This window comes from Streptomyces sp. NRRL B-24085, assembly GCF_001282115.1.
In the GTDB taxonomy this organism is placed as follows: Bacteria; Actinomycetota; Actinomycetes; order Streptomycetales; family Streptomycetaceae; genus Streptomyces.
This window is the reverse complement of record NZ_LJBR01000175.1, coordinates 1-13,616: the sequence shown is the minus strand read 5'-3', so window position 1 is coordinate 13,616 and position 13,616 is coordinate 1. Positions and strand designations below refer to the sequence as shown.

The following is a 13,616-nucleotide window of genomic DNA, read 5'->3' as shown; positions in this document are numbered from 1 at the left end:
ACCCCGCCCAGTGCTCCCCCGCATACCCGGCCCGGGCGCGGAGCCGGGTGGCCGGGCCGGGTATGCGGGGGAGCACTGGGCGGGGTGGGCCGCGGCGGGTGGCAGTCTGGCGTCGCGTGGCGGGCGGTGGACGTGCGGTGCCGGACTTGGTCGACACGCTCGCCGGGCGAGGGGGCGGGCGTACGTGTGTGCGGGCTCCCGGCGTGCAGGTTCTGCGTGGTCGTACCGTCTGGTGGTGGGGGTGGGAACTGGACGGCCGGGCCGCACCGCCGCCCCGGCCGGTGCGTGACCAGGCCTCGGTGTCGCGACTCACGCCTCCGGGTGGCAGGGCTCAGGCTCCCGGCCGGTGCGTGACCGGGCTTCGGTGTCGCGGCTCACGTCCCCGGGTGGCAGGGCTCAGGCCCCCGGCCGGTGCGTGACCGGGCCTCGGTGTTGCGGCTCGCGACCCCGGGCGTCGAGCTCCCCCGAGCCGGGCTTGACGTGATTCTCACCTTCGTGCGGAATGCTGGCTTCCGTGAAGCGCATGCCACGTCTCGCTCTCCACGCCGCCGCCGTGCTGCTCACCGTCACCTCGGCCTCCGAGGCGGTCGCCGACGACGGGGCGGGGCCCTTCGGGGTGACGACCGTCGCCGCCGCGAGTGCGGGGAACGCCCGGGTGGGCGCCCTGTTCGCGGGTGGGCAACACCACTGCACCGCCTCCGTCGTCCGCAGCCCGCACCGGGATCTCATCGTCACCGCCGCGCACTGTCTCGACGACAGCGGCGACCTCGTGTTCGTGCCCGGGTACCGGGACGGCAGGGCGCCGTACGGGAGATGGAGGGTGCAGAAGCGGTTCATGCCCGCGGGGTGGGCCGAGGGGCAGGACGAGGACAGCGACGTCGCCTTCGCCACGGTGGAGGGGGCGGTGCAGAACGCCGTCGGCGGGAACCCGTTCGTGACCGGTACCGCCACCGGGGCCACCGCCGTCACCGTCATCGGCTACCCCTCCTCCCGTGACGTGCCGATCGGCTGCACCAACAAGCCGACCGCGCACAGCCGTACGCAGCAGCGGATCGAGTGCCCCGGCTTCACCGGCGGTACGAGCGGCAGTCCCTGGGTGAACGGGGACGGCCAGGTCGTGGGCGTGCTGGGCGGGCACGAGCAGGGCGGACTGACTGCCGACGTGTCGTACAGCGTGGTGCTCGGGGCGGAGGCCGCCGCGCTCTACCGTGACGCGATCTGCTGATCTTCGCGCCGACCCCGCCGAGTACCCCGGTTCGGTTCGGGGAAGCTCCTAGACTGGCGCGGGCGGACTCCCAGCGGGCGAGGGGCGGTTGACGGTGCGTAAGGCGTGGCTCGTTGCGGGCGCCGCTCTCGGGGCGGGGCTCAGCTTCGTGATGCTCCTCGTCGTGGGGGTGTACGTCGTCGCGGGCAACCTCGCGGGCGGGGTGGGCGGAGCCACCCGGGCCCTGGCCAAGGGGGCCGTTCCCGCCGCGTACCAGCCCCTCGTGCAGAAGTGGGGCAACCTCTGCCCCGCCATCAACCCGGCCCTGCTCGCCGCCCAGCTCTACCAGGAGAGCGGATTCAACCCGAAGGCCCAGAGCGCCGCGGCGGCGCAGGGGATAGCGCAATTCATCCCGGGGACCTGGGCCACGCACGGCATCGACGGCGACGGTGACGGCGACAAGGACGTCTGGGACCCCAACGACGCGATTCCGTCGGCGGCTTCCTACGACTGCTCGCTCGCGTCCTACGTGAAGGACGTCCCCGGCAACCTCACCGAGAACATGCTCGCCTCCTACAACGCGGGCGCCTACGCGGTCATCAAGTACGGGGGCGTGCCGCCGTACAAGGAGACCCAGAACTACGTGAAGACCATCACGACCCTGGAGGAGAGCTTCGCGGCGCCCACGACCCGCGTCGATCCCTCCCGGCAGGCCGCCGGCGCCATCTACTACGCGCAGAAGAAGCTCGGCACGCCCTATCTGTGGGGCGGGACCGGAACCGCCGCGCAGGGCGGCCGCTTCGACTGCTCGGGGCTGACGCAGGCCTCGTACGCGAGCGTGGGCATCACGCTGCCGCGGGTGGCCAACGACCAGTACAACGCGGGCCCGCATCCGGCCAGAAGTGAACTGCTGCCGGGGGACCTGGTGTTCTTCTCCAAGGACCTCACCAACTCGCGCGCCATCCACCATGTGGGGATTTATGTGGGCGGCGGATACATGATCGACGCCCCGAGAACGGGTGCTGTGATCCGGTTCGACCCGATCGACACTTCTGAGTACTTCGGTGCCACCCGGGTCACCGAGGATGGCGCGAAAGCGTTGCCCACCACGGTGTGACCGAGCGTGAAACCCACCCCCTGAGCTGCGGCGATGTGTCTCTCTTCGATAACGTCTGCGTGATCATTCAGTGGAGTGTGGAACGTATTAACGGGAGCCGTGCGTTCCTGAGGGCGTAGCCGAGCGCACATGGGTACGCCGGGAAAGACGACGAAGGGGCCGCAGCACCATGGCTGTTCTCGCCGAATCCGGGTCGAACCCCGACGTCGACCTGCTGTACGACATCAACGGCCTGGCCAAGGACGCCCCGCACTGGTTCGACCGGGTCATGGAGTACGTCGGGGAGTACGGCATCCTGCTCGGCATGGTGCTGCTCATCCTCGGGTGCTGGTGGGCGGGCCGCCGGCGTGCCGGTGAGGACGCCGCCTCCTCGGTGGCCGCGCTGGTGTGGGCGCCGCTCGCCGCCGCGCTGGCCGTACTGGTGAACGTGCCCATAAGGGGGTTCGTCGAGCGGCCCCGGCCGTTCCGGACCCACGAGGGCATCGAGGTCCTGGTGTCCGGCAAGACCGACTACTCCTTCGTGAGCGACCACGCGACCATCACCATGGCGATGGCGGTCGCGCTGTTCGTGGCCAACCGGAAGTTCGGGCTCGTCGGCATCGCGCTGGCGCTGCTGGAGGGCTTCTGCCGGGTGTACATGGGGGTGCACTACCCGACGGACGTCGTCGGCGGGTTCGCGCTCGGCACGGCGGTGGCCCTGCTGCTGTCGCCGCTCGCGATGGCTCTCCTCACGCCCCTGCTGAAGGCGGTCGAACGCTCCCCGAAAGGCGCGTGGCTGATCCGCGCGCGAGGGACCGGGGCGGGGGCCCCGGTGATCCCCGGGGCCCGGCAGGAGGCCGCCGCCTCCGAGCGGGACCTCGCGGCCTAGCCGCTACAGCGCCTGGGGGAACGTGAAGAATCCCTGCGGGTCGTACTCCTTCTTCACCTTGGCGAGCTTTGTCGCCGCGTCGCCGTAGTACGCCTTGCGCCAGTCCTTCAGCGTCGGGTCCGTGTAGTTCTGGTAGGCCGCCCCCGAGGCGTAGGGCTTCATCGCGTCGTGGGCGCCCGCCAGCCAGGACTGGGCCGTCGTGCCCGTCGTGCCCGCCCGCCAGGACGCTATGTACTGGGCCAGCATGCGGGAGCGGCGGTGGACGAAGGCGGTGGCCGTGGGCGAGACGCGGTTGACCGCGCCGCCGAGCGCCGTCAGGGCGATGCTGCCCGAGCCGCCGCGGGCCGCCGAGATCTGCCGCAGGAGGGTCTGGATGCCGGCCGCGGACAGCGAGCGGTCGAAGAAGCCCGAGCGGGCCGCGTAGGTCTCCCGGCCGAGGGCGCCGTGCGGATCGCGGTTCGGGGTGGAGCCGGGCAGATGGCACTTGGCGTCCGTGGAGAAGGACGAGCAGCCCGCGTACGCCTCCATCGCGCTCTCGTAGGAGTGCCGCCGGAGGGTGACGCTGCGGGCCGGTGAGCCGACCCGGTCGGCGAGACGGTCGAGGGCGTTCTGGAGCTCGCCGTAGGTGCCCAGCGAGAAGGCCGCGACGGCCACCGAGGGCGAGCCGCCGTTCTCCAGGTGGCAGGACGACCAGATCTCGTCGGGCTGGCCGGGGCCCCACTCCTGCCAGGCCTTCACCACGGCGGCGGCCTTCGACCACGGCCAGGTCGCGTACGCGGTCACGCCCTGCGGGGCCGGGTGGGTCCTGAAGTGCAGTTCGGTGACCACGCCGAAGTTGCCGTTGCCCGCGCCGCGCAGGGCCCAGAAGAGGTCCTTGTTCGTGGTCGCGTTCGCGGTGAGCTGCTTGCCGTCGGCCGTGATCAGGGTGGCCTGGGTGAGGCTGTCGCAGGTCAGTCCGTAGGCCCGGGAGGCCACGCCGTGACCGCCGCCGAGGACCAGACCGGAGACGCCGACGGTCGGGCAGGAGCCCGCGGGGATCGTCACGCCCTTCGCGGTGAGCGCCCGGTAGACGTCGATCAGCTTGGCGCCGGCGCCGACCACGGCGGTGCCGCCGCTCGCGCGGACCCGGTTCAGCTTGGAGACATCGACGATCAGCCGGTTGTTTCCCGAGGACCAGCCGGCGTAGGAGTGGCCGCCGTTGCGGATCGCCACCCGGACGCCGTGGGCGCGGGCATAGGCGAGCGTGGTGCGGATGTCGTCGGCGTGCGCCACGTACGCCACCGCGGCCGGCTTCAGCGCGTCGAAGCGGGTGTTGTAGAGCTGCCGGGCGGTCGACCAGTTCGCGTCGCCGGGGCGCAGCAGGGGGCCGTCCAGGTCGCGGGCGAGGGCCGCCCAGTTCGCGGCGGCCGCGGTCGGCGTACGGGAGGTGAGGGCCTGGCCGGAGGTGCTCTGTGCGGCGTCGGCCTTGCCGCCGCTGTCGCAGGCGGCCGTGGCCAGCGCCGCGACCGCGGCCGCGCCGCCTCCGATGAACGTACGCCGTTCCATGTTTCCGTGCCTTTCGTCGGCCTCGTCGGCTTCCGTGGAACGAGACGGGACTGGGGTGGTGAGGGTTCCCTGGTGCGTTCCGGAATCACACCGTGCCCTCGACGTAAGCGTTCCGTGACCTCACCGCACCTTTCGCAGGGGTTCACCCCTCGTTCACTTCCGGCCATAAGCGCCTTCACCTGATCTGCCTAATTTCGGCCTTACGCGATGCGTGATGCGCCTACGAGGCGCATCCGTGTCTCCCACACTTCGCGCACGCCGCCGGATTCAGGACGGCGGCTCCCGGAAGGAACTCAAGTGAAGCTTCAGCGCAAGAACCGGCGGGCCCTCGCCTTCGGTGCTCTCGCCGTCTCCGGCGCCCTGGCCCTCACGGCGTGCGGCTCCGACGACACGAGCGACAGCAGCGGCGGCGGCGCGTCCGCCACCGCGGCCGCCGGCAACATCAAGTGCGACGACGCCAAGGGCCAGCTGCTCGCCGACGGCTCCTCCGCGCAGAAGAACGCGATCGACGCCTGGGTCAAGCAGTTCACGCAGGCCTGCGGTGTGCAGATCAACTACAAGGGCGGCGGTTCCGGCGCGGGCGTCACCGCGTTCACCAACGGCCAGGTCGCCTTCGCCGGTTCCGACTCCGCGCTGAAGCCCGAAGAGGTCGCGGCCTCCAAGAAGGTCTGCTCCGGCGGCCAGGGCATCGACCTGCCGATGGTCGGAGGCCCGATCGCCCTCGGCATCAACATCTCCGGTGTCGACAAGCTCACGCTGGACGCGCCCACCATCGCCAAGATCTTCAACGCCAAGATCAGCAACTGGAACGACCCGGCGATCGCCAAGCTGAACCCGGGCGTCAAGCTGCCCAGCCTGAAGATCCAGGCGTTCCACCGCTCGGACGACTCCGGCACCACGGACAACTTCACCAAATACCTGATCGCCACCGCCAAGAGCGACTGGCCCTACGAGGGCGGCAAGACCTGGCAGGCCAAGGGCGGCCAGTCCGCCGCGCAGTCCTCCGGTGTCGCCCAGCAGGTGAAGCAGACCAACGGCGCCATCGGCTACTTCGAGCTCTCCTACGCCAAGGACGGCATCACGCCGGTCAGCATCGACACCGGCGCCTCCGCCCCGGTCGAGCCGACCGTCGAGAACGCCACCAAGGCGATCGCCGACGCCAAGGTCGTCGGCACCGGCTCGGACCTCGCGCTGAAGCTCAACTACGCGACCAAGGCCGAGGGTGCCTACCCGATGGTCCTGGTGACGTACGAGATCGTCTGCGACAAGGGCAACAAGGCCGACACCCTGGCCGCCACCAAGGCGTTCCTGCGCTACACCGCCTCCGAGGACGGCCAGAAGGTCCTCGCGGACAACGACTACGCGCCGATCCCCGACGACATCATCGCCAAGGTCCGCACCACCATCGAGGGCCTGAGCTGACCTGAGCGTGCGGTCCGGCCCCGACCCCGTCCCGGGGGTCCGGGCCGGACCGCACCGTCCGGTGCACCGCCGCCAGGAGCCGCACCCCGCGTGCGGCTCAGCAGACCGGAGAACCCGATGGACACCACACAGATAACAGACACACCTCCACCCATCTCCCAGCCGACCCCGGCCGAACAGAAGCGCGCGGCCCGTGGCGCCACCCGGCCCGGCGACCGGATCTTCCTCGGACTCTCCCGGGGCTCGGGCATCCTGCTGCTGGTGATCATGGCCGCCATCGCCGGCTTCCTCACCTACCGCGCCTCCATCGCGATCAGCAAGGACGAGGCGAACTTCTTCACCGCGTTCGAGTGGAACACCCAGCTCGTCCCGCCGAAGTTCGGCATCGCGGTCCTGGTCTTCGGCACGATCGTCTCCTCGGTCATCGCGATGGCCATCGCCGTCCCGATCGCCGTCGCCATCGCGCTGTTCCTCACGCACTACGCCCCCCGCAGGCTGAGCGGCCCGATCGCCTACGTGATCGACCTGCTCGCCGCCGTGCCGTCCATCGTCTACGGCCTCTGGGGCGCCCTGATCCTGGTCCCGCACATGAACGGCCTCTACGGCTGGCTCGACGACTACCTCGGCTGGACCGGCATCTTCCAGTGGCAGGGCGGCGCCCCCCGCTCGATGCTCACCGTCGGCATCCTGCTCGCGATCATGATCCTGCCGATCATCACCAACGTGAGCCGCGAGGTCTTCCGCCAGGTCCCGCAGATGCACGAGGAGGCGGCCCTGGCGCTCGGCGCCACCCGCTGGGAGGTCATCCGCATGGCGGTGATCCCCTTCGGCCGCTCCGGCGTGATCTCCGCCTCGATGCTCGGTCTCGGCCGCGCGCTCGGCGAGACGATGGCCGTGGCCACGGTGCTCTCGCCGAGCTTCGACATCCAGGCCAGCCTGCTCGACCCGGGCGGCGGCACCTTCGCCCAGAACATCGCCAGCAAGTTCGGTGAGGCCAGCGAGCTGGGCCGGGACGCGCTGATCGCCTCCGGCCTCGTCCTCTTCGTCATCACCCTGCTGGTCAACGGCGCGGCCCGCATGATCATCGCGCGTCGCAAGGAGTACTCGGGGGCCAACGCATGAGCAACGCCGTCATCACCGACAAGGGCCCGAGCAGCCTGCGCGGCGCCAGCCTCCCCCGGTGGACCCCGTACGCCGTCGCCGCCGGCTCCGTCGCCCTCGGGCTCGGCATCAGCGCGGCCGCCGGCCTGGAGAGCAGCATCCAGTGGGCGCTGATCGCCGGGGTGCTGTTCGTCCTCGGCACGTACGCCGTCGCCGCCCGCGTGGAGGGCCGCCGGCAGGCCAAGGACCGGGTCGCCACCGCGCTGGTCTGGGTCGCCTTCCTGCTCGCCGTGGTCCCGCTGGTCTCCCTGGTGTGGTCGACGATCTCGCGCGGGGTGAAGGTCCTCGACTTCTACTTCCTGACCCACTCGATGGGCCTGGTCGCCGACTCCGAGCCGGGCGGCGGCATCTACCACGCCATCCTCGGCAGCCTGGAGCAGGTCGGTCTCGCCACCGTGATCGCGGCGCCGATCGGTGTGCTGACCGCGATCTACCTGGTCGAGTACGGGCGCGGGAAGCTCGCCAGGGCCGTCACCTTCTTCGTCGACGTCATGACGGGCATCCCGTCGATCGTCGCAGGTCTGTTCATCCTCTCGATCATGCTGATGTTCGACATGCAGCCCTTCGGCTTCGCCGGCTCGCTCGCCCTGGCGATCCTGATGATGCCGGTCGTCGTCCGCTCCACCGAGGAGATGCTCAAGCTCGTCCCGAACGAGCTGCGCGAGGCGTCCCTGGCGCTGGGCATCCCGAAGTGGCGCACGATCCTGAAGGTGGTCCTGCCGACCTCCATCGGCGGCATCACGACCGGCATCATGCTCGCGATCGCCCGTATCGCCGGTGAGACCGCGCCGGTGCTGCTCCTGGTGTGGGGCAACTCGCTCATCAACGCCAACCCCTTCGAAGGGGCCCAGCAGTCGCTGCCGCTGTACATCTACCAGCAGTACGCGAACAGCGCGGGCGCCGGTGCGGCGTACGACCGCGCGTGGGCGGCGTCCCTGACGCTGATCGCCTTCGTGATGATCCTGAACCTGGTGGCCCGCGGCATCGCCCGCTGGAAGGCCCCGAAGACCGGTCGCTGACGCGGCCTCCTCAGCGACTGACTGGAAGTGAAGTAGTTATGGCCAAGCGAATCGACGTAAGCGGTCTGACCGCCTACTACGGCTCCCACAAGGCGATCGAGGACATCTCGATGACCGTCGAGCCCCGCTCGGTGACGGCCTTCATCGGCCCCTCCGGCTGCGGCAAGTCGACGTTCCTGCGCACGCTCAACCGGATGCACGAGGTCACCTCCGGCGGCCGCGTCGAGGGCAAGGTGCTCCTCGACGACGAGGACCTGTACGGACAGGGCATCGACCCGGTGTCCGTCCGCCGCGAGGTGGGCATGGTCTTCCAGCGCCCGAACCCGTTCCCCACCATGTCGATCTTCGACAACGTGGCGGCGGGCCTGCGGCTGAACGGCTCGTACAAGAAGTCCGAGCTGACGGACATCGTCGAGAAGTCCCTCAAGGGCGCGAACCTCTGGAACGAGGTCAAGGACCGTCTGAACAAGCCGGGTTCGGGTCTCTCGGGTGGTCAGCAGCAGCGGCTGTGCATCGCCCGCGCCATCGCGGTGGAGCCCAACGTCCTGCTCATGGACGAGCCCTGCTCGGCCCTGGACCCGATCTCCACGCTCGCCATCGAGGACCTGATCGGTGAGCTGAAGGAGCGCTTCACGATCGTCATCGTGACGCACAACATGCAGCAGGCGGCCCGGGTCTCCGACCGCACGGCCTTCTTCAACCTGGCCGCCGTCGGGCAGCCCGGCAAGCTGATCGAGATCGACGAGACGGAGCGGATCTTCTCCAACCCGTCGGTGCAGGCCACGGAGGACTACATCTCCGGCCGCTTCGGCTGAGCCGGCCAATGACCCCTCGCGGTGCTGCATGGCGGTGCCACCGCGAGGACACGAAGGGCCCGCCCCCGGAATCCCGGGGGCGGGCCCGATCGCGTGTACGGCCCCTACAGGAACGCCAGGTTCACGATCCCGAAGGCGCACGCGGCCACGATCGCCGCGGCCGGCATGGTGATGAACCAGCCGAGGACGATGTTCTTGGCGACGCCCCAACGGACGGCGTTGACGCGCTTGGTGGCGCCGACACCCATGATCGCGGAGGTGATGACGTGGGTCGTGGAGACCGGCGCCTTGAACAGGTACGCGGTGGTGAACATGATCGCCGCACCCGTCGTCTCGGCCGCGAAACCCTGCGGCGGATCGAGCTCGATGATCTTCCGGCCCAGGGTGCGCATGATGCGCCAGCCGCCCGCGTACGTGCCCAGTGACAGCATCAGGGCGCAGGCGATCTTCACCCAGACCGGGATCGGGTCGCCGTACGTCTCGTGTCCGGAGATCACCAGGGCCATCACCACGATGCCCATGGTCTTCTGGGCGTCCTGGAGGCCGTGGCCGAGGGCCATGCCGGCCGCGGACACGGTCTGCGCGATCCGGAAACCCCGCTTCGCCTTGTGCGGGTTGGCGCGCCGGAAGATCCACATGATCGCCGTCATCACGAGGTAACCGGCGACCAGGCCGACGACCGGCGAGATGAACATCGGGATGACGACCTTGTCGAGCACACCGTGCCAGATCACGTCGGTGCCGCCCGCCAGCGCGGCTCCCACCATGCCCCCGAACAGCGCGTGCGAGGACGAGGAGGGCAGCCCGAAGTACCAGGTGATGAGGTTCCACACGATCGCGCCGACCAGGGCCGCGAAGAGGATGCCCATCCCCTTCGAGCCCTCCGGCGTCTCGATCAGGCCCTCGCTGACGGTCTTGGCGACCCCGGAGCCGAGGAAGGCGCCGGCGAGGTTCATGACCGCCGCCATGGCCAGCGCGGCCCGGGGGGTCAGCGCCCGGGTGGACACCGAGGTCGCGATCGCGTTCGCTGAGTCGTGGAAGCCGTTCGTGTACGTGAAGAAGAGCGCGACCAGGATGGTCACGACCAGAGCGAAGGTGTCCATGGAAGGGTTCAGGACTCCTTGACGGCGATGGTCTCCACCGTGTTCGCCACGTGCTCGAACGCGTCCGCGGCCTCTTCGAGGACGTCCACGATCTGCTTGAGCTTGAGGACCTCGATGGCCTCGTACTTGCCGTTGAACAGCATGGCGAGCAGCTTGCGGTGGATCTGGTCGGCCTGGTTCTCCAGCCGGTTGACCTCGATCCAGTACTCGGTGAGGTTCTCCATGGTCCGCAGGTTCGGCATGGCCTCGGCCGTGAGCTCGGCGGCCCGGGCGAGCACCTCGATCTGCTGCTCGACGCCCTTGGGGAGTTCCTCGACGTTGTAGAGGACGACCAGGTCGACGGCCTCCTCCATGAAGTCCATGATGTCGTCGAGGGAGGACGCCAGGTTGTAGATGTCCTCGCGGTCGAACGGCGTGATGAAGGAGGAGTTCAACTGGTGGAAGATCGCGTGCGTGGCGTCGTCACCGGCGTGTTCCGCGGCCCGCATACGCTCTGCGATCTCGGCCCGGGCGGAGGCGTCCGCCCCGAGCAGTTCCATCAGGAGCTTGGAGCCTGTGACGATGTTGTCCGCGGAGGCGGCGAACATGTCGTAGAAGCTCGTCTCCCTGGGGGTCAGACGAAAGCGCACAAGGGGTCCTCGGGGTGCATCGGTTTCGGTCAGGCTGATGCTAAGTGCATCATCCGGCCACGGCTAATGGGCCGTCCCCCAGTGTCGCCCATCAGGCACAGTGGTTGGCACGGGGGCCGTCCGCAGGCCCTATACCCGGGAAACTTCGGTACGATATACCCAGGAGGGGTATGTGATTCCCTCAGGGTGTGGCCGTGATGTGGAGGACGCGATGACGACGACCGAGGCCGGCGCCACGGCGCCCTCCGAGACAGTGGCGGAAAACAGCCCCCACGGGTCCCACGAGCCCGCCACGCACGGCTACCACAAGCAGAAGGACGAGCACCTCAAGCGGCTGCGCCGGATCGAGGGCCAGATCCGGGGCCTTCAGCGGATGGTCGACGAGGACGTCTACTGCATCGACATACTCACGCAGGTGTCCGCCTCCACCAAGGCCCTGCAGTCCTTCGCGCTGCAACTCCTGGAGGAACACCTGCGGCACTGCGTCGCCGACGCTGCCGTCAAGGGCGGCGCCGAGATCGACGCCAAGGTCGAGGAGGCGACGAAGGCGATCGGCCGTCTGCTGCGGACGTGATCCGGCCTTCCTCGCGACGGAACGGACGCCCCCGGCTCACCTGCCGGGGGCGTCCGCGCGTTCCTCGGCCACTCTCAGCACCTCGTCGATGCTCTCCAGGCTGAGCCGGTCGTCCGCGGCCGACGCCGCGATGATCAGCTCTCCGCACAGTTCGATCTCGGCGAGGGCCACGTGGTCCTGAACCGCCGTACCGCCGACCGGAGCCACGCGCATCACCTCTTCTCCGCCGTCACCGACTTCCTAGAGTAGGGAGCGGCCTACACACCGCGCATGGCACGGACGGGCTAGTCCTTGACGCCCAGCCCGGGCGGTCATCCCTCGGCGATCTTGCCCGCGTAGATGTCCCGGGCGGCCGGCAGACGTACGTCCGCGGCGGTCCCGAAGTCGTACAGCAGGGTCGTCGAGGCGACCGCGACAGTCCCCTGTGGCCGGCCGTTGACGAAGCTGAAGCGGTGGCGCACCTTGCGGATGCGGCCCTGGTCGTCGAGGTAGACGTCGAAGGGGACCGCGGCCGTGGCGAACCCTTTCGCTGCCGCGGCCAGGACATCGCGGTCGGCGCCGGCGGCGCCCTCGGCCGCGGCGGCGAGGTCCGCCGTGCCGCGGTAGTGCCGCACCTCGGTCCCCGCGAGCTCGGTCGCGCCCACGTACGTCGCCGTCCTGGTCCCGCGCAGCACCTCGGCGGCGACCAGCGGATCGGTGGCCCCGCCGGTGACGAGGTTGCCGTCGGAGAGGGTCGCGGTGTCCACCCGCACCCACTTGTCGGCGGGCACACCCGCGCCCCGGTTCTTCATGAACAGGGCGCCGGGAGCGAGGAGTTCGGTGATCGGACGGTGCTCGCTGGTGCCGGCCGGGTCCTGCGGCAGCAGCACCTTCAGCCTGCCGAGCCGCTCGCGGTAGTCGTACACGCCCTCGCCGCGGATGGTGACCCGGGTGCCGCCGGTGGCCATCTCCATGGACGTACGGGCCTTCGAACTGCCCGCGTCGACCAGGGTGTCGGCGGCCCTGCGCAGGGTCCCGACCGGGTCGGCCGCGCGCCCGTCGTCCAGGGCGGCGCCGCTTCCCGCGCACCCGCCGGCACCGGCGCAGGCCATGAGCACCGCCGCGACGACGGCCGACCCGCCGGCCTGCCTCTGCTGCCGCTCCGCCATCGCCGCCTACCCCCAGCCGATGTGCCCGTCAAGGACGGCCTGTCGTTCGCTTAACGACGGGTGGGAGGGGCCGTCACGCGGATACCGGGCGTTTACCCGAGCTGGGTAACGTTGTCGGAGTGGCGCAGCAGGACAGGACCCCCGCACCCCCCTCCGACCGACCGGCCCACCACACGCAGACGGTGGAACAGGGCCGCTTCTGCCTGGCCCGGTGCACCTGCGGGTGGCGCGGACCGGCGCGCAGAGCCCGCAGCCAGGCGCGGACGGACGCGGAGGGGCACGCGGCCGGAGGCTAGAGCGGCAGCAGCTCGTCGATCAGGGTGCGGTCGCGGTACTGCGTCAGACGGCTGCGGGCCGCGGCGGGCGAGAGCCACAGGATGCGGTCCACCTCGTCGTTCGGGGTGAAGTGGCCCCCGGTCGCCTCCGCCGCCCAGTAACGGACCCGCTTGGGGCGGCCGCCCACCATGTAGTGGACGCTGCCCAGCTCGGTCCCGGGCTCGGCGGTGTAGCCGGTCTCCTCCCCGACCTCGCGCAGCGCGGCGGCCAGGGCGTCCTCCTCGCGCTTCACCTTGCCCTTGGGGTGCGACCAGTCGTCGTACTTCGGCCTGTGGACCAGGCAGATCTCGAGATCGCCGTCGATCGGCGAGCGGCGCCACAGGACGCAGCCGGCCGCCTGGACGACGGGGTCGACGCCGTCACCGGGATCGTTCACGTACTCACCGCCTGCTTCTGCCAGCACTGCTGGAACGCGAACCGGGCCGCCTCCACCTCGTGGCGCTGGTCGGCGTGCAGGACACCGAGGGCGTAGGCGGTGGCCGGGGCTATGCGGGGGGTCCGGGCCGCCTGGGCCGCCGCTGCCGCCGCCTCCGAGGCGTCCCGGTGCCGGTCCAGGCACTGGCCCGCCGTCAGCAGCCGTACGTCCACCGAGGAGGTCAGGACCTCGCGCGCGTACCGGTGCAGGCGCAGCAGCAGGCGGACCTGGTGCCAGGGGGTGTCCTGGGGGTGCGGGGA

General features: G+C 70.2%; 14 protein-coding genes and 1 pseudogene. 8 read left to right on the top strand and 7 right to left on the bottom strand.

Annotated elements, in window-relative coordinates:
* Nucleotides 1-523 precede the first annotated feature (523 nt).
* From AOJ26_RS20460 to AOJ26_RS20450, 3 genes are all read left to right on the top strand, one after another.
* On the top strand, nucleotides 524-1,225 hold the full coding sequence (locus AOJ26_RS20460) for a trypsin-like serine peptidase (RefSeq protein ID WP_078959978.1): 702 nt from the start codon (nucleotides 524-526) through the stop codon (nucleotides 1,223-1,225).
* Between the two features lie 88 nt (nucleotides 1,226-1,313).
* Nucleotides 1,314-2,321 (top strand): NlpC/P60 family protein, encoded by a 1,008-nt coding sequence (locus tag AOJ26_RS20455; RefSeq protein ID WP_234358623.1) that lies wholly within the window; start codon nucleotides 1,314-1,316, stop codon nucleotides 2,319-2,321.
* 169 nt (nucleotides 2,322-2,490) lie between these two features.
* Nucleotides 2,491-3,189, top strand: coding sequence for a phosphatase PAP2 family protein (locus tag AOJ26_RS20450; protein ID WP_053849770.1), 699 nt, complete (start codon nucleotides 2,491-2,493; stop codon nucleotides 3,187-3,189).
* A gap of 3 nt (nucleotides 3,190-3,192) precedes the next feature.
* On the opposite strand, the gene AOJ26_RS20445 is transcribed toward AOJ26_RS20450, so the two are convergent.
* Nucleotides 3,193-4,734 carry an FAD-binding oxidoreductase gene (locus AOJ26_RS20445; protein ID WP_053849769.1) on the bottom strand — a complete coding sequence of 514 codons (1,542 nt, stop codon included), beginning with the start codon at nucleotides 4,732-4,734 and terminating at the stop codon, nucleotides 3,193-3,195.
* Between the two features lie 297 nt (nucleotides 4,735-5,031).
* On the opposite strand from AOJ26_RS20445, the gene pstS reads away from it, so the two are divergent.
* The 4 genes from pstS (at nucleotide 5,032) to pstB (ending at nucleotide 9,151) form a co-directional block, all read left to right on the top strand.
* Nucleotides 5,032-6,156 carry a phosphate ABC transporter substrate-binding protein PstS gene (pstS, locus tag AOJ26_RS20440; RefSeq protein WP_053849768.1) on the top strand — a complete coding sequence of 375 codons (1,125 nt, stop codon included), beginning with the start codon at nucleotides 5,032-5,034 and terminating at the stop codon, nucleotides 6,154-6,156.
* 117 nt (nucleotides 6,157-6,273) lie between these two features.
* Entirely contained in the window at nucleotides 6,274-7,278 is a 1,005-nt protein-coding gene (gene pstC / locus AOJ26_RS20435) for a phosphate ABC transporter permease subunit PstC (RefSeq protein ID WP_053849774.1), read from the top strand.
* A complete protein-coding gene (gene pstA, locus AOJ26_RS20430; protein WP_053849767.1) occupies nucleotides 7,275-8,336 on the top strand; it encodes a phosphate ABC transporter permease PstA in 1,062 nt (353 codons plus the stop codon). The genes pstC and pstA overlap by 4 nt, the downstream gene beginning before the upstream one ends.
* 38 nt (nucleotides 8,337-8,374) lie before the next feature.
* Nucleotides 8,375-9,151 (top strand): phosphate ABC transporter ATP-binding protein PstB, encoded by a 777-nt coding sequence (pstB, locus tag AOJ26_RS20425; protein ID WP_053849766.1) that lies wholly within the window; start codon nucleotides 8,375-8,377, stop codon nucleotides 9,149-9,151.
* Between the two features lie 104 nt (nucleotides 9,152-9,255).
* Here the strand turns inward: pstB and AOJ26_RS20420 are convergent, their stop codons facing one another.
* Nucleotides 9,256-10,254: an inorganic phosphate transporter gene (locus AOJ26_RS20420; RefSeq protein ID WP_053849765.1), complete on the bottom strand. Its 999-nt coding sequence runs from the start codon at nucleotides 10,252-10,254 to the stop codon at nucleotides 9,256-9,258.
* Between the two features lie 8 nt (nucleotides 10,255-10,262).
* Nucleotides 10,263-10,883 carry a DUF47 domain-containing protein gene (locus tag AOJ26_RS20415; RefSeq protein WP_053849764.1) on the bottom strand — a complete coding sequence of 207 codons (621 nt, stop codon included), beginning with the start codon at nucleotides 10,881-10,883 and terminating at the stop codon, nucleotides 10,263-10,265.
* A gap of 211 nt (nucleotides 10,884-11,094) precedes the next feature.
* Here AOJ26_RS20415 and AOJ26_RS20410 point away from each other — a divergent pair, with 211 nt between their 5' ends.
* The gene (locus tag AOJ26_RS20410; protein ID WP_053849773.1) at nucleotides 11,095-11,457 is read left to right on the top strand and encodes a metal-sensitive transcriptional regulator; all 363 of its coding nucleotides are present in this window, start codon (nucleotides 11,095-11,097) and stop codon (nucleotides 11,455-11,457) included.
* Nucleotides 11,458-11,493: 36 nt separating this feature from the next.
* Here AOJ26_RS20410 and AOJ26_RS43890 read toward each other — a convergent pair whose 3' ends face one another.
* The 4 genes and pseudogenes from AOJ26_RS43890 to AOJ26_RS20395 form a co-directional block, all read right to left on the bottom strand.
* Nucleotides 11,494-11,670: a hypothetical protein gene (locus AOJ26_RS43890; RefSeq protein WP_179200355.1), complete on the bottom strand. Its 177-nt coding sequence runs from the start codon at nucleotides 11,668-11,670 to the stop codon at nucleotides 11,494-11,496.
* 98 nt (nucleotides 11,671-11,768) lie between these two features.
* Nucleotides 11,769-12,605, bottom strand: coding sequence for a hypothetical protein (locus AOJ26_RS20405; RefSeq protein WP_053849763.1), 837 nt, complete (start codon nucleotides 12,603-12,605; stop codon nucleotides 11,769-11,771).
* A 292-nt stretch (nucleotides 12,606-12,897) separates the two neighbouring features.
* Nucleotides 12,898-13,317 carry an NUDIX hydrolase gene (locus AOJ26_RS20400; protein WP_053849762.1) on the bottom strand — a complete coding sequence of 140 codons (420 nt, stop codon included), beginning with the start codon at nucleotides 13,315-13,317 and terminating at the stop codon, nucleotides 12,898-12,900.
* Nucleotides 13,314-13,616: pseudogene (locus AOJ26_RS20395) on the bottom strand (metal-binding protein); the annotation flags it as partial. The pseudogene AOJ26_RS20395 and the gene AOJ26_RS20400, both read right to left, overlap by 4 nt.